This window comes from Pseudobdellovibrionaceae bacterium, from assembly GCA_023898385.1.
Classification (GTDB): domain Bacteria; phylum Bdellovibrionota; class Bdellovibrionia; order Bdellovibrionales; family UBA1609.
On sequence record CP060220.1, the window covers coordinates 2,512,277 to 2,532,796 of the forward strand.

The 20,520-nt window shown below is 45.1% G+C and carries 22 protein-coding genes; 6 read left to right on the forward strand and 16 right to left on the reverse strand.

The window, feature by feature from the left end; genetic code table 11:
• Positions 1–8: 8 nt before the first annotated feature.
• On the reverse strand, positions 9–281 hold the full coding sequence (gene gatC, locus H6626_11425) for an Asp-tRNA(Asn)/Glu-tRNA(Gln) amidotransferase subunit GatC (GenBank protein ID USN46806.1): 273 nt from the start codon (positions 279–281) through the stop codon (positions 9–11).
• A gap of 187 nt (positions 282–468) precedes the next feature.
• On the opposite strand from gatC, the gene ligA reads away from it, so the two are divergent.
• Entirely contained in the window at positions 469–2,556 is a 2,088-nt protein-coding gene (ligA, locus tag H6626_11430) for an NAD-dependent DNA ligase LigA (protein ID USN46807.1), read from the forward strand.
• 21 nt (positions 2,557–2,577) lie between these two features.
• On the opposite strand, the gene H6626_11435 is transcribed toward ligA, so the two are convergent.
• Positions 2,578–2,772, reverse strand: coding sequence for a hypothetical protein (locus tag H6626_11435; protein ID USN46808.1), 195 nt, complete (start codon positions 2,770–2,772; stop codon positions 2,578–2,580).
• 170 nt (positions 2,773–2,942) lie between these two features.
• Entirely contained in the window at positions 2,943–4,418 is a 1,476-nt protein-coding gene (locus H6626_11440; protein ID USN49014.1) for a metallophosphoesterase, read from the reverse strand.
• A 177-nt stretch (positions 4,419–4,595) separates the two neighbouring features.
• Here H6626_11440 and H6626_11445 point away from each other — a divergent pair, with 177 nt between their 5' ends.
• The gene (locus tag H6626_11445) at positions 4,596–5,798 is read left to right on the forward strand and encodes a lytic transglycosylase domain-containing protein (GenBank protein ID USN46809.1); all 1,203 of its coding nucleotides are present in this window, start codon (positions 4,596–4,598) and stop codon (positions 5,796–5,798) included.
• Between the two features lie 9 nt (positions 5,799–5,807).
• On the opposite strand, the gene H6626_11450 is transcribed toward H6626_11445, so the two are convergent.
• The 10 genes from H6626_11450 to H6626_11495 form a co-directional block, all read right to left on the reverse strand.
• Positions 5,808–8,009, reverse strand: coding sequence for a hypothetical protein (locus tag H6626_11450; protein USN46810.1), 2,202 nt, complete (start codon positions 8,007–8,009; stop codon positions 5,808–5,810).
• 104 nt (positions 8,010–8,113) lie between these two features.
• Positions 8,114–8,545, reverse strand: a complete 432-nt coding sequence (locus tag H6626_11455; GenBank protein ID USN46811.1) for a hypothetical protein — start codon at positions 8,543–8,545, stop codon at positions 8,114–8,116.
• Between the two features lie 3 nt (positions 8,546–8,548).
• Positions 8,549–9,193, reverse strand: coding sequence for a fructose-6-phosphate aldolase (fsa, locus tag H6626_11460; GenBank protein ID USN46812.1), 645 nt, complete (start codon positions 9,191–9,193; stop codon positions 8,549–8,551).
• Between the two features lie 54 nt (positions 9,194–9,247).
• The gene (locus tag H6626_11465) at positions 9,248–9,793 is read right to left on the reverse strand and encodes a 2-amino-4-hydroxy-6-hydroxymethyldihydropteridine diphosphokinase (protein ID USN46813.1); all 546 of its coding nucleotides are present in this window, start codon (positions 9,791–9,793) and stop codon (positions 9,248–9,250) included.
• A gap of 10 nt (positions 9,794–9,803) precedes the next feature.
• Positions 9,804–10,505, reverse strand: a complete 702-nt coding sequence (locus H6626_11470; protein USN46814.1) for a 4-hydroxy-tetrahydrodipicolinate reductase — start codon at positions 10,503–10,505, stop codon at positions 9,804–9,806.
• A gap of 1 nt (position 10,506) precedes the next feature.
• The gene (locus tag H6626_11475; GenBank protein USN46815.1) at positions 10,507–11,394 is read right to left on the reverse strand and encodes a 4-hydroxy-tetrahydrodipicolinate synthase; all 888 of its coding nucleotides are present in this window, start codon (positions 11,392–11,394) and stop codon (positions 10,507–10,509) included.
• Entirely contained in the window at positions 11,384–11,584 is a 201-nt protein-coding gene (locus H6626_11480; protein ID USN46816.1) for a hypothetical protein, read from the reverse strand. The genes H6626_11475 and H6626_11480 overlap by 11 nt, the downstream gene beginning before the upstream one ends.
• Positions 11,565–12,443, reverse strand: coding sequence for a hypothetical protein (locus tag H6626_11485; GenBank protein USN46817.1), 879 nt, complete (start codon positions 12,441–12,443; stop codon positions 11,565–11,567). Before H6626_11485 ends, H6626_11480 begins: the two co-directional genes overlap by 20 nt.
• Before the next feature lie 3 nt (positions 12,444–12,446).
• The gene (locus H6626_11490) at positions 12,447–13,022 is read right to left on the reverse strand and encodes a hypothetical protein (GenBank protein USN46818.1); all 576 of its coding nucleotides are present in this window, start codon (positions 13,020–13,022) and stop codon (positions 12,447–12,449) included.
• Between the two features lie 156 nt (positions 13,023–13,178).
• Positions 13,179–15,536, reverse strand: coding sequence for a DNA translocase FtsK 4TM domain-containing protein (locus H6626_11495; protein USN46819.1), 2,358 nt, complete (start codon positions 15,534–15,536; stop codon positions 13,179–13,181).
• A gap of 57 nt (positions 15,537–15,593) precedes the next feature.
• Here H6626_11495 and H6626_11500 point away from each other — a divergent pair, with 57 nt between their 5' ends.
• From H6626_11500 to H6626_11515, 4 genes are all read left to right on the forward strand, one after another.
• On the forward strand, positions 15,594–16,232 hold the full coding sequence (locus H6626_11500) for a radical SAM protein (protein ID USN46820.1): 639 nt from the start codon (positions 15,594–15,596) through the stop codon (positions 16,230–16,232).
• A 27-nt stretch (positions 16,233–16,259) separates the two neighbouring features.
• Entirely contained in the window at positions 16,260–16,544 is a 285-nt protein-coding gene (locus tag H6626_11505) for a site-specific DNA inversion stimulation factor (protein USN49015.1), read from the forward strand.
• Between the two features lie 117 nt (positions 16,545–16,661).
• A complete protein-coding gene (gene dnaB / locus H6626_11510) occupies positions 16,662–18,092 on the forward strand; it encodes a replicative DNA helicase (protein ID USN46821.1) in 1,431 nt (476 codons plus the stop codon).
• Between the two features lie 164 nt (positions 18,093–18,256).
• Entirely contained in the window at positions 18,257–18,598 is a 342-nt protein-coding gene (locus tag H6626_11515) for a hypothetical protein (protein ID USN46822.1), read from the forward strand.
• Positions 18,599–18,610: 12 nt separating this feature from the next.
• Here the strand turns inward: H6626_11515 and rplI are convergent, their stop codons facing one another.
• The 3 genes from rplI to rpsF are packed head-to-tail and all read right to left on the reverse strand — an operon-like array spanning position 18,611 to position 20,489.
• A complete protein-coding gene (gene rplI / locus H6626_11520; protein ID USN46823.1) occupies positions 18,611–19,054 on the reverse strand; it encodes a 50S ribosomal protein L9 in 444 nt (147 codons plus the stop codon).
• 37 nt (positions 19,055–19,091) lie between these two features.
• Complete coding sequence (locus tag H6626_11525) at positions 19,092–19,982, reverse strand: DUF2232 domain-containing protein (protein ID USN46824.1); 891 nt, start codon at positions 19,980–19,982, stop codon at positions 19,092–19,094.
• A gap of 36 nt (positions 19,983–20,018) precedes the next feature.
• Positions 20,019–20,489 carry a 30S ribosomal protein S6 gene (rpsF, locus tag H6626_11530; protein USN46825.1) on the reverse strand — a complete coding sequence of 157 codons (471 nt, stop codon included), beginning with the start codon at positions 20,487–20,489 and terminating at the stop codon, positions 20,019–20,021.
• Positions 20,490–20,520: the final 31 nt, after the last annotated feature.

A 20,520-nucleotide genomic window follows, 5' to 3' on the forward strand; every position in this document is an offset into this window, starting at 1 on the left:
TACTCTCCTTACACGACCGGGGGAACTTTAAAGAGATGTCCTGATTTTTCTGGAGCATTCGCCAACGCTTTTTCTGCTCCCAATCCGGGCTGCACTTTATCTTCTCTTAAATGTTGTTCCATTGGGGTCGGCGTAACTAAAGGCTCTACGCCCTTCGTGTTTACCTTTGAGATTTTCTCAAAATACTCAAGTATTGCAGGAATCTGTTCGCTATATTGCTTGGCCTCATCTTCTGTTATCGTCAGGCGGGCCAATTTGACGACTTTTTCGATATCGATCATTACAAGTTCCCTATTGTTCAATCCATCGGCATATTATAGAGCTTGTGTTGTAATGGAACTGCTCTAGGGAGGCAATTCGCTGACGATAATTGTCTTATAACGCGATGCATTTGTTGGCCGAATTTTTGTTAACCCGGGCTGACCTAAAAATTAGACTTTGAAATCACTTTGGAAATACATAGGTACAATGAAAAATCCTCAAGCCCGCCACAAAAAACTCATCGACCTCATTAACGAGTATGACTACCTCTACTACGGCTTGGACCAACCCATCGTATCCGACTACGAATATGATCAGCTCTACAAAGAATTAGAAAAACTCGAGAATGAACACCCTGAGCTGATCACCCCTGAATCCCCCACCCAGCGAGTTCCTGGTCACGCTCAAGAAAAATTTGAAAAGGGCGAACACCGCCTGGCTATGTTGTCTTTGCAAAATAGCTTCTCGCCAGAAGATATTTTGGCTTTTGATGAACGGGTGAAAAAAAATCTCAACACCGCATCCGATGTGCAATATTTTTGCGAACCCAAGCTCGACGGACTGGCGGTGGAGCTCGTCTACGAAAACGGTCTTCTGGTGAACGCCCTCACTCGAGGTGATGGGCACATTGGCGAAATTATTTTAGCCAACATCAAAACCCTCAAAAGTCTGCCCTTAAAATTGCATGGTTCTAAACCCCCGCCTCTTTTTGAAGTTCGGGGCGAAGTATTGATGTTTAAATCAGATTTTGTTCGCCTGAATGAAGCGCAGGAAGAAGCTGGCCAGCAGTATTTCGCAAACCCAAGGAACGCCGCTGCTGGCAGTATTCGGCAACTGGACCCACGAGTGACGGCACAACGCTCACTTCGTATGTTTTGCTACGCCCCTGGATCGATAGATGGGATCAAGGTTAAAGCGCAAAAAGAGTTTTTATTGCTTTTGAATAAGCTGGGACTGCCGACTGTTGGGGTCACCTCGGAAAAAGATTTTGCCAAATTCAAAAGTGATGCAAAAAGTAATTTAAAAAAAGGACAAATGCCCGCACTTGGCTATGTTTGTGATAATGCCGCTGGTGCGGTGGAATACTATCATTTTATCAATGAAGTGCGCCACCAGCTGCCCTTTGATATTGATGGTACGGTAGTAAAAGTAAATAGCTTTGATCTTCAAACAGAACTCGGAACTGTCGCGAGAAGTCCCCGATGGGCTACAGCTGCTAAATTCAAACCCGAACAAGCAGAAACTCAGGTAGAGGATATCATCGTGCAGGTTGGCCGAACGGGCGCGCTCACGCCGGTGGCCATAATGACTCCCGTGAAAGTGGGCGGTGTCACCGTAGCAAATGCCACCTTACACAACCAAGACGAAATTGATCGCAAAGATGTTCGCGTGGGCGATTGGGTGGTCATACAAAGAGCCGGAGATGTCATACCAGAAGTTGTTAGCGTTAACCTCAAAAAAAGGTCTAAACATAGCGAACCATTTGTGATGCCCAACCGATGTCCCGCATGTAACCACCCTGTTGTTCGCCCTGAGGGAGAGGCGGTCACCAGGTGCGTGAATTCACTTTGTCCTGCAGTAATAAAAGAGACGCTTAAACATTTCGTATCCCGAAGGGCTATGAATATCGATAAGCTTGGAGATAAAATAGTCGAGCAACTCAACGATGTTGGCCTGGTCAAAAATTTCTCTGATATTTATAAACTTCGGTTTGAGCAATTGATTGACCTTGAACGAATGGGCGAAAAATCGGCAAATAATCTTTTAGAAAGCATACAGGCCAGTAAACAAACCACATTGGCACGGTTTATTTTTTCTCTAGGGATCCGGCATGTGGGAGAACAAACCGCTCGAATTTTAGCCGGGCATTTTGGCTCTATAGACCGCCTAGCTCATACAAGCATTGAAGAGCTCACTGAAGTCGAGGATGTGGGTCCTGTCGTTGCCGGATCTATTTATCAGGCTTTTCAAGATGCAGACCTGTTAAAAGAAATTCAGGATCTCTGTAAATTAGGGGTTGAGTTTGAGGCGCCCAGTCAAACGGCAAAGCAAGACCAGACCCTAGAAGGCTTATCAATTGTGGTGACCGGCACCCTTCCTGAAGACCGCAATCAGATTAAAGATTTAATTATTAAACACGGCGGAAAGAGTCCCGGCTCTGTTAGCAAAAACACCCACTATGTTTTGGCAGGAGAAAATGCGGGCTCTAAATTAGATAAGGCACAAGAACTTTCGGTTCCAGTAATCGACTGGGAAACCTTTCAAGACATGCTCAAGGGAAAACCGGCCCCATAATAACGGGCCGGCTAAAAAACACTAAATGTGGTCTATAACAATGTCGCGAGCCATGACGGTCTTGCGGCCATCGGACTTGGCACTTTCGATCCCTTTTTCACAAAGACGCTCAACCGCCTTGCTCAAAACATCAATGGTCTCAGAGGAAGTGTTGCACTCACCTTTTTCTTTAATGTATTTTTTTACTTTGCTTGTAACTACCAACACATCAGCCATCTTAAACCTCCATTATGGTAATTTTAGGACTGAAATCTTCGTCAAAATCTATCAAAGGCACTTTCAGCCCAGATAAACCTTCTGTTCATCATGCCCAACTTTGGGCCGATAGCAAGTGCGAACACATCATAATTTCGAGTTGATGGTGCGCAGAGCGTTATCTTATTGCGTTAAACCTTAGCGAGCGTCCGATTTTTTCGGCTATCCCGAGGTTTAGGATTAAAAACCATATAGGAATCACTGTTCTCAAACGCCATAAGATGGGCCACCCTTCCCTCCCCTTCGGCTCCGGGCGATATCCATACAAAGGATTTTTGGCCCACACGCTTTTCACACTCCACATCCAAAAAAGCAGGAGACCAAGTACCGCTGTTCAAATGCTCCACGGCGCCAATAAACTCGTGCCTCACTATATGAGTGTGACCATAAATTATTCGGGGAACTTTTGCGATGAGCGCCGCTGCGCTCAGGATTCTCTCTTTCGGTTCTTTGTATTGTTGCACCGTGGATGTCACATTTTTTGAATAAAACAAAAAAAACGGCAAAAACATAAATAGAGGGATAAAAATCCAAAAAAATGACAAACCAAACACCTTGTTCACCAGCAAGAAGATTTCAAGAACAATAAAAAACACTAGAAATATGAGGAAGGCCCGATCTAACCATAGCTCACGAGCAATAATCGTGGGATAACTTGCCGCTGGAGCCACAAATAATTCTTTAAGTTCTCTTGCCACCCTTGGCGGAGCATTTGCTTTGGCTGCAATATTTTCGATTCGATCTTCAATGGTCAATGGATCGGCCAGTGAAGGTCGAAGTCGATCAACGAAGGATTGAAACAATATCACTGTAGCACTTCCTATCCACGTGGCTACAATCAGCGGCTGGGCTCTCAACATATATCTAAAAAAGAACCTCACATACTCACCGGCTGACATGATGTAGTTGCTTTCCACGTGGGGATTAAAAAAACCCATAGAGTTAATCATGTATCGAGTGGCAAGATTCCCGAACGGCAGGCGAACTTCAATTCGATTAAACCTCAATAAATACGGATGGACCGGATCTTGAGCCATGCAATAGGGGTCATATTGGTTGCCGTGCTCAACAAGCGTATCTCCATTTGAAATGTAAAACCACTCACAAAACCGCACTTGGGAAGTATAGTCTTGTGGCAAATTCAAGTGCTCCAAGAACGACTCTTGGACCCTTCGAAAATGCAATTCTAAATCATGGTTGCCAATTATAAAAATAGCCCTGTGCCCGTTTAAAATAAACGCTCTCAAAGCATCGACCCATTCTTTGTGGTCTCTTAATATAACATCTATTTTATACTTTGATTTTTCTTCTTGTGGATGCAATCCCCGGGTTCGCTCTAGCCACGTCAATCTAAAAATCGGGTTCTCCGGAATCGACGTGACGCTATCAAAATCAAAAATATCTCCGTTGAGTATTAGCTCTATCGACTCACCTCTAGATTTTTCCTGTATGTGATCGAGAAATTGCGAAAACTCTTTGTCGAAGAAAAACTCTCTGCTTTTATATCTTTTCCACAATGGATATTTTGGGTGCAGTGGCTCGGCTTCACACAAATGCAAATCACTGACTATGACAGTGGTCTTCGCCTGATGAAAGTCGCTTCCTATGTCTTCCGGCAGTTCCAACAACCCTCCAAAAATGCTCAATGTCCACAATCCAAACGCCGAGTAACAATAATTGTCTCTCAGGGGAGCTTTTTCGTCCAGGGATTACACATAACACCCTGAAATCACTCGAAAATTATAGCTACCAATGGCATCAGTTTTGCTCCCCTGGGATGTACGATGAATACCACAAAAATCTTCGCTATCACTATTTTAATGTCTGTTACGCTTTTCGGCAGCCCGCTGGCTTATGCCACAAGTGAAATCAAAGACTTCCTTAAAGACCCTGCCCAGCTAGTGTCGTCGGACTTCCGAGTGAAACCTGTTATGATGAAGAGGGTCGGATTCTGGTTTGATGTCTACACTAAATATCCATCCACCCATCACATCATCCATCATAGCCGCTACCCGTGGATAGTATTTGAGGTTGTAGATACGTCGTCGTTTTTTAAAAAGAAACAAGCCCATTGGCTTGAGAACAAAAAGGCACTGGATCATGTGAAGCTTCGCAGGAAGATCATTCGCCAGGAACTAAAATCCCTAGCCTCAAAACCTTTTAGCAAAAGTCTTAGTCCGCTACAAAGACATCTAAAGAAGACTCTTCAAAAAATCGGCGGCCCCAGAGGCAATGTGTATCGGTTTGCCAGCAAAAAAGTTCGGTCTCAAACTGGCCAGAGAAACTTTTTCGTTAAAGGTCTAAAAAACAGTCCAAAATATTTGCCTCTTATGGAAGCCGAATTTCAACGACAAGGATTGCCTAAAGAGTTACTACGCATTCCATTTGTTGAAAGTAGTTTCAATGAAAAGGCCGAAAGCCGTGTAGGAGCCAGTGGCATTTGGCAAATTATGCCACATATTGGTAAGGCCTATATGAAAGTCACTCCACACATAGATGAACGAAATTCTCCAATCAAAGCTACTGAAGTGGCTGGCAAAATTCTCAAGCAAAATTTTAGAGCCCTAAAATCTTGGGGCTTGGCTGTAACCGCTTACAACCATGGAATTGGGGGCCTTAGAAAGTCCCTCAGAAAATCAAAATCCACTCATCTAACTCAATTGATTAGTCACTATAGAGGAGGGTCCTTTGGGTTTGCTTCATCAAACTTCTACGCTTCTTTTTTGGCAGCACTTCATGCCGAAACGTATAAGGATCAGATCTTTTCTTCTGACGAAATATCACCCAGACCTGCCTTGAATGCTCAAATGGTGACCCTGCATCGATCTATGCGGCCCAGTCAAATTGCTAAATTGGCCAATTTAAACATAGACGACCTTAAAGATTTAAATCATGACATCAAACGGGCCATAAAAAATGACATTCGCTTGCCCAAAGGGTTTCGTGTGTTCCTGCCCCACAATTCGCAGTTTATTGGTTCTAACTAACCACTTGATTTATTGATTTAAATTGACCTTCAGAACGCTCACTACATCTGTATCAGCCACTACGACTTGCGTGTGAATTTTTACACCATCGGTAGGGACCACAGTAATGCTATTTACGCCAGGCTCCACATTAACAATCACAAACCCCACACTGTTTTGAGGACGATCTGTAAGGTTACCATTTGTATCAAAGTAAAATATGTCCCTTTTTGATTCTTCTGATCCTGAATTTATAAACGCACGATAGTCCCCGCCTTGAACATTCCCGACGACTATGGCTTTTCTTGATGAGTGATTCACCTGGTATTTGTTTAAAAATTCCTCAATCCATCCTGTTTTAACCATGGGCACTTCTATATGTGGCCATCGTTGATCCGCCACTGTCAGGCGAACAGGAGTAAATTCTGGACCAGTGGCCTCAACGACTGAAAGTCCCTTTTGTTTCGGCCACAAGACCACGGCTCTACCTTCAGTTGCGGTTGTCCAGTGGCTTTTATGTCCAACCACGGAAACATTGGCTGCCACGGATTGTTGAGTTATGGCATTTTTCGTTGAAAGTTCTACCGAAACTCTTTGCCCCCGCACTAGGTCCAATGAGGTGACATGACCAGCCTCAACGGGAATCAACTCGACGGCATATTCATTGTTTTTTTCTAATACACGTATGATTTTGGCCTCTGGGTCGACGTTAACAAAGGCAAACATCCCGTCTTTTGATGTGGTCATCGAGTTTTTGTTGGGAAGATAAGACGTAAAATATATGGGTTTTAACGATGAATTGGCCAACTCAACCGATACACCCTCTTTGGGTTTGCCATTCTCTATAACCCGGCCCCAGATAATGCCAGCCCTCAAAGCTTCATTTCTATCGTAATAACCTTCGGTTAGTCCAAATAGACTTTCAATGAGCGACTCCGGGAAAACGTGTATCTGACCTTTCACACCTGTTGTGCCGAAACTAATTGATGGCCAATGCCCCTCGGCGGTGGTGGCCTGTAAATAGGTGGAAGCATCTAAAAAATCAGTGTTTGCAAACTGCCCCGATTCATCTTTAACAACAGTTACGTTCAAATCGGGTAAATTCAAAGAGGCGTTGACAATAGTCGGTGCCGCTCCTGCCATAGACAGAGCCGAATCGACCATGGCGTTGACTCCTTGATAGTACGGAGTGATTTCAAGATCGAGATGAGTCAGCTGGTCCAGAGAGCTCATTGATTTTTTAATATCATATAAATTGAGTAGGCCCGCCCCAATAAGATCACCTTGTGCATCTTTTAGTTCGGCCACGAGAAATCCCTCAAGTGAGTTTAACTCCACACCAAATCGACCTTCTATCAGATCTACGTGGGCTTCTTTTTCCGGATGGCCGTCCGCTCTATGAGTTACTTTTAAATGTTGCTCTTCTCCCAAAAAGGCTACGCCTCCAGAAATGAGGATATCTCCGCCCAAAGTTACGTTGTTTAATGGGGTGGTTTTTTTTGAGGGCTCCGTTGAAACAACCGCTGCGTTTCGACGTTCAACTATACCTTTTTCGGCTAAGATTTTATCTGCCGCCTGGTCCACTGTTGGTTGGCTCCAGTCAAACTGACGATAAAAGGCCACTAATTTTTCGCGATCCGACAGTGGCTTTTCTGGGGGTGTGGCCTGCGACGTCAAACCCGCTGCCGCTTGATTATCGCTTTGGCTCACTGTGAGATTTTCATGTCCCGGGTTGATCGGAGGATATTCGATCCCATTAGTTGCGACAAAATGGGGCTCTATCTCTGGCTTAATGATTACTGGTTCTTCATGAATCTTGTTGTCGTACTGAGAAACTGTCAGGCCTTGTACGGCCACCCATTCATCATTCGCCTTATTGATGGTCGACTCTCCTCCGACGCCACCATTTGGTTCTAGCCAATCTAATGATCCGGAGTCTTCACCACTTGCCGTCAACACCTGCCGTTCGAATTTCGTGTCTGCTTTTGATTGGGCCGATGGGTTCAGACGATCTGATCGAATGTCTTCAAGAGCTGCCATTGCGGGAGAGTGGAGGTCCATTCGAATAACGAGAGCCGGCGCCATCCCCCGATAATCCACTAGAGCTATGTTTTCTGGTGACAGAATCAAACCTGTAACTATGGTTAAGCCATAGCGAACCAAAGCACGCACGAGTTTTTCCCGCGCGTTGGGCTTGCGATAATAACTGTAACGACCAAAGCCCGAAGACACTGTCCCCCTCCATAGGGTTTAAATGAAGCCTTATGCCCCAACTAATCACTCAACAAACCTTTGCTCTAAAGATTTGTGAGCTAAACTTTATAACTACATGTTAGCTAAAAGACTCGAAAATCGTCAATAAAGTCCCGCTCACCACGACGTTTGGAGAGCGCGCTTTGCAACTTTCGCATCACCATTCGTCCCAAGCCTTTGTCTACCCCAACGTCGTGGTATTCGCGCCCCTTTAGCTCTTGGCGGTAGACAGTAATCTGAATATCGTAGGGGCGACGATCACCCAAAATAACAACGTAAGCATAAAATCTCACAGAGTCTTTTTGGGATGAGTACTGTCCACTTTTCGGCACAAAAAAGTTAGAGTAGAACTCTCTTCCTCCCTGAACAGCTTTGCGCTGACCGTTGGGAAGTGATGCCACAATGGCCTGCTGAATCTCAGATATGGGTAATTGTTGATTCTCTATTTCAAATTTATCAGTGGCACACCCCGCCAAAGCGGCCAGGGTGAGCACCTGGATGAATATCCATTTCATCTCTTATTGAGGAACCTTTTCTGCATCTTTTAAAAACTGAGCAATACCTTTGTCAGTGAGTGGATGACTAACCAAACCTGTGAGCACCTTGAACGGCACTGTGACGATGTCAGCCCCTATCATAGCGGATTCCAGGATGTGCATAGGGTGACGAATACTAGCCACTAAAACTTGAGTATCCAAATCATAGTTGTCAAAAATATGAGTAATCTGCCTAATCAAACTCATGCCCTCCGTACCTATATCATCCACTCGACCCACAAAGGGTGAAACTAATGTGGCACCCGCTTTTGCCGCCAATAACGCTTGAAGGGGTGAGAACACTAAAGTCACATTTGTTTTGATTCCCTCGGCCGATAGACGCTTTACAGCAACTAACCCATCCTCAGTCATTGGAATCTTGACGACCACGTTGTCACCAATTTTGGCCAGCTTTAGTCCTTCACTCACCATTTGGTCGGCCTGCAAACCCATTACTTCGGCAGATACAAGTCCACTTACTTCTTGTGATATTTCACGAATAACATCTTCGTGGCGCTTACCTGTTTTTGCGACTAAGGTCGGGTTCGTTGTTACACCATCAACCCATCCTCGTTCATTGGCATGTTTAATTTCTTCAATGTCTGCCGTATCAATATAAAATTTCATATTCGCTTCTCCCCAGTTAGTGAGCGCCGCCTAAGATATGGTTAGTGACCAGGTCTAAGCTTCTGGCTTGCAAAAATCAAGTAGGCTTTTTCCCTGACTAAAAAACTCTCCCCAAGCGGCTAAATCATATGATGATGCCAAATCGCGAAGGGATGTGTTTAATACCGGATGAACATAGTCAGGCCAGATTTCCGCTGATGGGACTAATTCTTCAGGGCGATTGTGAAATCCCGGGTGAGGAAGGGTAATATCTGGCGTCAAAATACTTTCGTCATTATAGGCGAGCAGGTTAAGGCTGAGATTTTGGTGCAGAACCTGACTTCGAAGCTGACGCTCTAAATGCTGAAGGTAAGCCAATAGCTCTGATGGACTCAGATCAGTTATGCCGCGAAGCGATATGCTAAGGCCTGCATAAGTGGTCTGGCGTCTTAAATCGTGGATGTGTTGCGGATGATGAGCGGTTCTATGAACTTTATAAACAGACGAGATGGATCCCACTGTTAAATGAAGGCTCAGGCCGGACAACACTTTCTTCATCAACTCTTCACCGTCGCTGGCGAATGCGTGAACGGAGATCAAAACTTCATTTGATTTCATCATCGCTGACATCTTAGTAGCCTAGGACATTTGAAATCGTATATCGCCCTGGTTTTTTTGACGCTAACCATTTAGCGGCTTGTAATGCCCCTCTGGCAAAAACCCGACGATTAAGGGCCGTGTGCTCTATACATATTGTTTCTTCTTCACCAAAGGCCCAAACCTTATGCACGCCGAAAACTCCGCCTCCACGGGCCACCATGACCTCGGGCAGTGACTTGCCAACAGATTTTTTTAAGGTCTCTTGTAGCCACTTAGCCGTGCCGCTAGGTCGGTCTTTTTTATGGCGATGATGAAACTCTTCTATTTGAAAGTCATACTGATCGGCAACAGCATTAAACTGCTCTAATAGATGTGAAACGAAGGATACACCGAGACTCATATTAGGCGCCCACAGCACAGGGATATTTTTTGCCGCCTGGTCCAGAGCTGCAAAATGATCATCATTTAATCCTGTTGTTCCGCTAACAAGCGGTTTTTTGTTTTTCTCACACCACTTAATGACCTCCTGAAATCCTTCAGCCAACGAAAAGTCTATAACTACGTCGATATCTCGGAGTTGATTGGATGCGATTTCAGACAAGGACCGACTCCCGCCACCTAAAGCCAAATCGACACCTGCCACTACTTCGAATTGGCCATCACCATCAACGATGGCCTGTAACTCTTGGCCCATACGGCCTTTGTATCCATTGATCGCCACTCGAACACTCACTCTACACCATCCCCATGCTGAGCATTTTATCCATCAATTGCTTGGAGGCGTCTTGCTCCATTGCCACCAGAGGCAATCGCATTTCAGGAGACGCAAAAACATCCATAAAATGAAGGGCCTGCTTTACCGGAATTGGATTGGTATCAAAGACCACAAGATCATTAAGTGCTGTAAAGGCTCGCGCCTCATCATCGGCGAGACCAGCTCCCGACCGCACTTTATTTGACCATTGGACCATTTGGCTTGGCATAATGTTAGAGACCACTGAAATCACGCCGTCTCCTCCCTTGGCCATAAACTCCATACAGCTGTTGTCATCGCCGCTGCTCAAGACAAACTCTTTCGAACACGCCTTTCGAATTTCGTCGACCCTTTCGAGGTCGCCAGTGGCATCTTTAATACCGATAATGTTTGGATGCCGACTCAACTCAGATATCGTATCTACAGTAAACCGCACCACCGTTCTACCTGGCACATCGTACAAAATCACAGGAATGGGACTAGCATCTGCCACTGCTAAAAAATGCTGCAATAAGCCTCTTTGTGGTGGTTTATTGTAATACGGAACAACCACCAACGCGGCGTCGCCCCCCCAATCGCTGGCTCTCCTCGTAAAGTCTATTGTGATTTTTGTATTGTTGGATCCCGTTCCCACCACTACGGGCACGCGACCCTGGGCTTCTTGTTTAGCCAAAACAACCATCTTCTCGACTTCTTCAGCCGATAGAGTTGGACTCTCACCCGTGGTCCCATTAACGACTACACCTTGAATCCCGGCACCGAACTGAAATTGTAACAATTTACGGTATGATTCATAGTCCACCTCGCCCTGATTAAACGGTGTGGCCAATGCTGAAATCACTCCCTTAAAGTCAAAATTACTCATCATTAGCTCTTTTCTTTTTCACTTTGTTTTTTTGCACGCCGGTGTCTTCTCTTGTTGATCGCTCGTAGGTGGGTCGCCCTTGGCTAATTTCTGCCGGTTTTTCTGGGGGCAATGGATCCCCTTTGATGCCACATGCGCTGATAGAAACGCCCATAGAGATCACCAATTCCAGCTTAATTAGTTTGTTTCTCATGCTCCTTAACATATTCAGCCACCTTGACCTTTCTAGAACAAAGAAGAGGAGTCGCAGTATATTTACGACGAAGTCCAGTTGTCACTGACTGACACAACAATAAATACCTCTTTGCTGGATCCAGCGCCGGCTTCAACAGAGCCTGACGAGCCTGCCAACCCAAATAATAAGCCTCGGGATAGGCCGAATCTTTTTGTGCAGCCTTGTCGGCCTCTGACAGTGCCAATTCAAATTGTCCCGATAAGAACGCTTGTTGGGATAAGAGGGCATTGATCTCCACGGCTTTGATATGACCCGTCGGTTTAGCTGGTACAATCAAAAGGGGCTCTGAGGGCTCACCCGAGCAATGGTTAACCTCTGCAGAGTAAAATTCTAAATCAAAAGAGAGGGGCAGCTGTTTTTTAGTCTGACTGACTATCTCTGCGGCGGGCCCACACTGCTCTTGCTGCAAGTAGAATCGAATCAATCCAAGAGCGATCAACACGTTGCTCGGCTCTGCTGCACGAGCTTCTTCGTAAAATACCTTCGCCTCTGATTTTTGTTCAAAATAGAAAGACTCTGCTCTTTCGAAAGACTTCTGGGCTTTTTCAGTAAGGAACATTCTAGAAATTTTGTCTACAGCCAACGCCAATTGCGACTTATCGGATTCACTGAGGTTGGGCTTCGACTTTGTTGCATTTAAAAACTCAAGTGCCTCTTGTCTCTGGCCCTTTTCCATCAACAAATAAGCTTGTTCAATGGCTGGTTGTATCGTTGACGAATTTTTTTTAGGGCCAACCGCTGAAGCCGTGAATAAAAAAAAGACGGCTACAAAAGCAGCCGTCCATTTAAATAGTCTAATTAAAAGTCGATCAGTCATTTCCTACATTCTGCGATAATCTGTCAGCTCAAGAACGACTTCTCCAAATGGTCCTGGAGCAATTGTCTTGATCAGGCCATTGATTGGGATCAGCTCTGGGTTGATCCAAGCTTCTGATTCTTCGTTCTTTTTGGTATCACGAATTTTCACATAAATGCAATCGAAGGTGCCTTTAGGTACAGTCACTGACGCTTCCTTCATGTCTACCACTTCCATGTTGCCGGCATCAGGTGGCGATTGCTTTTCGCCGTTAACGCGAACCTCAAGAACTTGTCCGGTATTTTTATCAAATAGAACTTCGATCTTTTGTGTTTGTCCAAAGCCTAATTCAACATCTTGTTGAATCCAGAAGCCGTTGGAAGTCTCTTCACGCACCTCAGAGTGCATAGTGCCAGGAAGAAAACCCATATTGAGGTTGTGGTCAGTACTGTCTCCCACCTTCCAGTTAAGAGCCTGAGTGGCCATTTGAGTTTGAACTTGTTTTGCAAACACTGAAACATCGTAGATTGGTTTGTCTAAAGCACCCAATGCAGTGGTCGCACTCAACATCACTAGTAATCCGAGTATTCTCGTAAACATAATTTCCCCCTCCCGTGGAGTATTTTTTGGATTCTTACTATGCAAACATAGCTACTGTTGAAACAGCAACAACCAACTATAGTGCAGCGCATTGGGGGCTAGGTGATAAGCTCACTTTCTAATTACTCATTGCGCTACAGCGTTGGTTTCTCGAAGCTATTTCAGTTCGGAGACTAAAACTTGGCGAGGTTTACTGCCATTAGGTGGGCCGACGACTCCCTCACTCTCGAAAACTTCGATAAGGCGCGCCGCCCTCGGATATCCTATTCGAAACCGACGTTGTATTAACGATGCGCTCACTGCTTTTTGGGTGGAAACATAGGCCAATATTTCATCATACCGATCATCAAATTCCTCATCGTCAACCTCAAAGTCCTGACCGCCAGGTAAATCAAAACCACCGCCAGATCCTTCGAGAGCTCTCATCGCCAAAGCATCAAACTCTGGCTCGGCCTGCTCTGTCCATGTGCGGGTGACAAGATTAATCTCTTTATCGGTAAGCCAAGGACCATGGTGACGCTGGGGCTTAGACACTCCTGGCGCCAAAAACAACATGTCGCCCCGGGATAGCAAGCGCTCAGCACCACTTTCATCAAGAATAATGCGTGAGTCCATTTTGCTTGCCACCTTAAAACTCACTCGACCGGGAATGTTTGTTTTAATAAGGCCCGTAACCACATCCTTACGCGGGCTCTGCATCGCTAGAATAAGGTGTATCCCGCTAGCCCGTGCCATTTGAGCCAATCGAACCACTGCCTGCTCCACGTTGCTTTTATCAACGGCCATGAGATCACCAAACTCTTCCACCACCACAGCAATATAAGGTTGTGGTGTAAAATAATAGGACTCAAGGATGCCTCGGCCCTCTAATTGTTCGTTAAATTCCTCATGCTCTTTAATCACTTGTGAAGACAATTCCTCTACGGCTGAGTTGAAGTCCTCTAGACCGCGAGCTCCAAACTTAGCCATTGATCGATAACGCTTTTCCATTTCTTTAATAGCCCAGCGCAAAGCATTTATGGCTTTTTTCGCATCCCGAATCGGCGGCATTAGCAAATGAGGTATATTGTTAAACGCGGCTAGGTCCACTTGCTTTGGATCTACCAACACTAACCTTAAGGTTTTCGGCGAGTGCCGAAACAACAGTCCTGTTAAAATTGAGACGACAAACACCGACTTTCCAGAGCCTGTGGACCCGGCTACTAGCAAGTGAGGCATTTTTCTTAGGTCTACCACTTTTTGTGTTCCATCAGCTTGGCACCCCAATGCTAAAGGCAACTTGATATCCTCATCCCAAAATTCATCCGACGCCAAAATGTCTTTGAGGTAAACCGTTTCTCGTGCGGCATTTGAAGTTTCAATGCCCACCACATCTCGACCAGGAATAGGGGCAATGATTCTTACCGATTCACTACTGAGGGCTAATGACAAATCATCAGCCAAATCAGTAATTTTGCTGATTTTCACATCCACATTGGGTTTAAACTCAAACATCGTCACGGCTGGCCCAGGCTTTGCCCCTGTAACCTTACCACGCACCGAAAACTGTTCCATTTTGTTAACAAGAAGCCGGCCTTTTTCTTTAATCTCTTTGTCGTCCACCTTGAAGCGACTCGCCGGTGGATCTGCTAGCAATGAAAGTTTTGGCAACTCCCAGTTTTCAATTTTTCGTTGCACCTTCTTTTTTAAACTGACTTTTCGCTTTGCTTGAGATTTGACTTTCTTTAATGAAAACAATTTGGGCTGCGGATCCTCATCAGCTTCAGCATCAGATAGATCTGATAGCTCCACGTCTTCGAAATTGTTATCAATTGGAAAAAATCGAGATGTCGGCGACTCTGTTGCTGGGGCAACAACGACTGGTCGCTGTTGTTTTCTGTGCCATATCGCAGACCAGGATTTAGACAATGACCCTGCTACTACATTGAAAACAAGAGAAGCCGACTCCAGAAGAGGTAGTCTCTCAAATACAAAGTGGGTAGTGAGTATTGGCCAATGAATCAAATCTTTCAGAGATCTCTCTGTATAAAAAACCATGAAAGCTAACGTGGCCGTCCAAAGAATCACTGAAACTCCAGCGAAGTTAAACACGCCCACAAGATATTTTGTGACAGTTGCCCCTAAAACCCCGCCCACACTCACCTGATCTCCGTACCACAAAGAATCAGGCAAATAGAGCGAACCCAAACTAGATAACGTCGTCAAGAGTAGTCCGGCCAATATCAAGGAATACACTCCTAGTTTGGTTGATTCGCCTCGAAAACCTTTCACTGACTGGCGAATCGCAGCTATTGGCAAAATCCATCCTGACAAACCAAGGAACTGAAAAATCAGGTCCGCAAGAAATGACCCAAAATAGCCACAATAATTATGAACGGGCGCCGTACGCCCCATTGAATTAAATGACGGGTCAGCTGGAAGATAGCTGTATAACGACAGGGCTAAAAAAATTCCCGTTGCCACCCACAGAAGTCCAATGATATCCCTGCTAAAACGCTTAAATAGACGATCCATTACAACAGTTTAGCAAGCCCATCTCAGAATTGAAGTCCGGTTTTACGGAGAAGCTTAGTGATCAAGATTAACGAAATCTTTCATAGCATCCAGGGAGAGAGCTCTCTTACGGGCTGGCCCACTGTTTTTATACGAACGTCTGGGTGTCATCTGAGATGCACCTATTGTGATACGACATATGCCTATCACGATGGTACAAAAATGGCGTTAGAGGAAATTCTCACAATTGTAGACCAGTATAAATGTGGTCATATTTGCGTGACCGGCGGAGAGCCGCTACTTCAAAAAGAATCTTTTGAAATGTTATCTGCCCTTTGTGACCGATATCCCCATGTATCACTTGAAACCAGCGGCGATATTGATTGTCGCTCTGTGGACCCCCGCGTTCATAAAGTGGTCGACATAAAGACACCCGACAGCGGTGAGCCTGACGCTTTTAAGTTGAAGAATCTGGAGCTTGATAATGTCAATACAGAATTTAAATTTGTCATCTGCTCCGAAAACGATTTTATTTGGGCCGAAGACTTTGTGCGCCAATACGACCTGACCTCAAAATTTAATATCTTCTATAGCCCCTCGCACGAAAAAATTGATGCAAAATGGCTTGCAGAAAGAATTCTTTCGCAAAAATCCAATGTCCGGTTGCAATTGCAGCTGCATAAGTATATTTGGTCTCCAGACAAAAGGGGTGTTTAGCTTGTAGGGGGATCGCACGTGGCTGAAATGAACAACTCCAACAACCTGTTCGTAGCAAATTTAAAAAACGTAAGTCTAGAAAAGCTTGTGAAAAGCAAACTCGCCGTTCTGTTCGAACAGCAAGAAGAGGCCCAAGTGGAATTAAGCGGTCTATACAGCATTGTTTTAGAACAAGTGGAAAAGCCCTTGATCGAGCTTTCGCTGAGCAACTGCAATGGCAATCAAGTTAAAACAGCGCGCATGCTCGGCATCAATCGAAATACCTTGAAAAAAAAGATAGATACCTACAAAATAAGAGTCAAAGATAACTAGAAGCGATTTTTCGTTTCTAATTTAGCAGAACACGATGGCATCAGCGGGCCACCCTTGACTCACACCATGCATAGTCCCGCCTTTGTATTTCAAATTTAAATTGAATGAACGGGGCCAATGAATACGCGTCTACCACCTCAAAACATAAGTGCCGAGCAATCCATATTAGGTGGACTCATGCTCGACCCAGAAGCTTGGGATCAGGTGGCCGATATTATTCGCGAGGATGACTTTTATCAGCCCTCTCACCGAAAAATTTTCTCTGCCCTTCGTGATTTGAACAATAAAAATCAACCCACTGATTTAGTGACTGTATCAAACTTATTGATGCAAAACCAAGAACTCGATGGAATTGGCGGCCCCACCTACCTTGCTGAACTCATGGATCAAACTCCTACGGCGGCAAATATTGCAAGTTATGCTGATATCGTTAGAGAAAAATCCATATTGAGAAAAGTGATCCACGTGGGTCAAGACATTGTGGTCAAGGCCTACGAACAAGAGTTCGAAGATGTAAATACGTTTTTAGATGAGGTGGAGTCCGCTGTATTTGCTGTAGCCGAAGAAAAGAGCGTGCAAGGGCTCGTTGATGCCAGCGAACTTGTAAAAGCCAGCCTACAGAAGCTTGAAATTTTGTATGCCAGAAAGGGTGAAGTCACCGGAGTATCAAGTGGCTTCTCTGATTTCGATAAAATGACGGCAGGTTTTCAGCCGGGAGAATTAACAATTCTGGCCGCACGTCCGTCTATGGGAAAAACAGCACTAAGTCTCAACATCGCCACCCATGCGGCCTTGCGAGAGAAAAAGGTGGTGGCCTATTTTTCAGTGGAAATGGGCAAAGAGGCGGTGATGACAAGAATGCTGGCGAGTGAGGCCAAGATCAGCCTCTCTGATTTACGTGTGGGTGCCATTGATGATAAGGCGTGGCCAAAACTTATAAGTACCGCTGCTAAAGTGAGTGAAGCCCCCATTTTTATTGATGATACATCGGGGATCAGTCCATTTGAAATGCGAGCAAAGTGCCGTCGGCTAAAGGCAAAAGAAGGCCTCGACATGATTATCGTCGATTATCTTCAGCTCATGAGCTTAAAACAGCGAGTGGAAAGCCGAGAGCGCGAAGTCTCTGAGATTTCAAAAATGCTTAAAGCCATTGCTAAAGAACTATCTGTTCCAGTAATTGCACTAGCCCAGCTCAACCGGGGAGTGGAAGGCCGCTCCGACCGACGACCCATGTTGTCAGACCTTCGTGAATCGGGATCCATTGAACAAGATGCCGATATCATTATGATGATTTACCGTGAGGACTACTATGATCGGGACAATCCTGACATTCGTGGTGTTGCTGAGGTCATTATAGGTAAACAGCGAAATGGACCTACCGGTACCGTCAAGCTTCGCTGGCACCCAAACATCGGACGATTTTCTAATAACATTGAAGGCGTCTCTGGCCCCAATCCACCCATGCCAGAATCTCCTCCACCTGGACCAGGCATATCTTCGGCACCCAGACCCGGTGGCAAGCCGAGAAATTTTGCACCAAGTATGTAGGCCCCTCCCGACGTCTAGATTTCTAGACTTTGTATTGAAGGCCATTTAACCAGTTGCTGTAATAAGTGAGTCATAAGAATGGGCTACTTGTTGGTAACCTGGGCCAAAGAGTTCACCCCTCCAACAGAGGTCAGCCCCTCATAGAAACCTGGATCACGATGTGCATGGCGTATCCGGGTTGCGGCACGAAAGTGACGCAATCCGAAGACGACATGCGGCCACTCGTGCCTCCAGGTTTCTATGAGGGGCTGACCTCTGTTGGAGGGGTGAACTCTTTGGACTTACCTGAACCCACGGATGGGATGGCTATGGAAGGCGAAAAATTGATTGATAATTTAGCTGAGGCTACGAATTTGCCTCAGCACCTCGTACTGGGTGAAATAAAAACTCTAATAATCAATCAAGGGTATAGTCCAAAAACTATCTCCCTCGATGAACTTCGTCTCGTGCTCGCAGATTACCTGCAAGAGGTCTTGTTAAAGGCCAGAGACGAGTTCTCTAAATAAATTTTGGCTGAGTTAGTCGGCTCGCTCTACAATCACAACGATTTCTGCTTTGAGGTCATCGCCAAGATCGATTACAGCCTGATGTTGGCCCAAAACTTTAATTGCTTCCACCTTGATATCTCTGCGATCAATTGAAAAACCCTGTTTTTCAAGTTCATCAGATATATCTTTGGCAACGATGGATCCAAAAAGCTTATCTGTTTCGCCAGCGGCCGCCTTGAAGGTCACTGTGGCCCCAGATACTTTTTCAATAAGACCTTTGCGATCATTGACGGCTTTTTTCTTTCTGATTTCGGCCACCTTTTTCAAGTGTTCCCATTCTTTAATCCGATTTTCAGTGGCTTCTACCGCAAGCTTTCGGGGAAATAAAAAATTTCTAGCATAACCCGCAGTTACGTTTACAGCCTCACCTACTTTTCCTAGATCTTTAACATCTTTTTGAAGTACCACTTTCATTCGACTCACTCCTTTAGATAAATATCCAAAATTAAATTTATACTTTCTTGTCCAACTGGGCTGATTTTTTTAAAAACCACCCTCGAAAATCCACCCAATAATCCAACAACCCTAAAACACTCACAAACAGAAACAATTGGAGAACCAATATGGCCATCCAAACAACTCTCCACAAGCGACTCACCCTGAACGTCGTAAAAAAGTAACTGGTGACAGCCAAGCCCTGGAAAAAATAAATCAACAAACATATATGAAATAGGTTTACTGATACGGCTTGCAGCCATTTTATATCGTGTTTCACATAGGCCGCGGCCATTGATCCTATTAAGACCCATATTGTGGCTTCTGGAAGCCTGAAATCTTTAAGACCACGACGTTTAATGAGTGGTAACCCAGCCCATAGATGAATGCCATTTTCAAAGACCAAGGCTAACAACAACGATATCAAAAGAACTATGACTACCGCCGACGGCGCTTGTACCAGCAAATCACGAGCCGAAATCGTTGCCTCAGCAATTATTCCTGCTCCGGTGTACTGGTCTATAATCGCCTGCGCCCCACTCGTCAGGTGCCCAACCCATTCAGAACCTGTTTTCGCCATCCAAACACCAAATCCAATGGTCACAAGGACCATTGAAAACAATGTGGCATAAAGGCCTGAATAGAAAAGTTCTTCGCCTCTTTCATCAAACTCCACAAACACGGCGATAAAAAAAGACATTACAAAAAAGGTTATCGCTCCAATGGTCCAGCCCAAACCCAAAAACAAAGTGGTTAAGCCCGCAAAAGTCAAAACAAACGGACCTCGACCCAGCTTAACCCGTAGGGCTTTAAGCGGAGGACCACTTAGAATTCCCGTGGTGGCTGTGAGAAACACAGCCATGGCCACCAGAATCAAGGTTTTTTGAATATGAGCCCGTGCTGACAAATCACCCTGCCTTGTCTAGTTCGTTGTAACTAAAGATTAAGACCGGACGGGCTTGGATTCGCGGGAGGGAGGGCCTCCTGGACGCTTGCTAAAACCGCCACGCTTTGCCGCATTTTTTGCTTCGCGCTCTTGTTCACGCTTGTTTGTTTCAGCCAACACGTTTTTAAATTTTTCTAGATGCTGACTGAGACTCACGCGATCATCCAAGCGGACGTGGGTAAAACGCAACACGTTTTCATTAATTCGCATTGTTCTTTCAAGCTCATGTATACATTCGGCGCCAGATTCAAAGGTCGTGTGAAAATAATTTCCCATTTTTAGTTTCTTAATGGGATTTGCTAAACGACGCTTTCCCCAGGTATCGATATGATTAACGTCGCCACCAAATTGTTTGATAATTCCTGCATTTTTGCGGAAAAGTTCCTTTTGTTGCTCTTCTGAGACGTCAGGATGCAAAATGACGACAGCTTCGTATTTTCGTAGGGGTTTTTGGACGTTTAATTCCACTGTATCTCCTTATGGTTTATTAGCCCCAAAC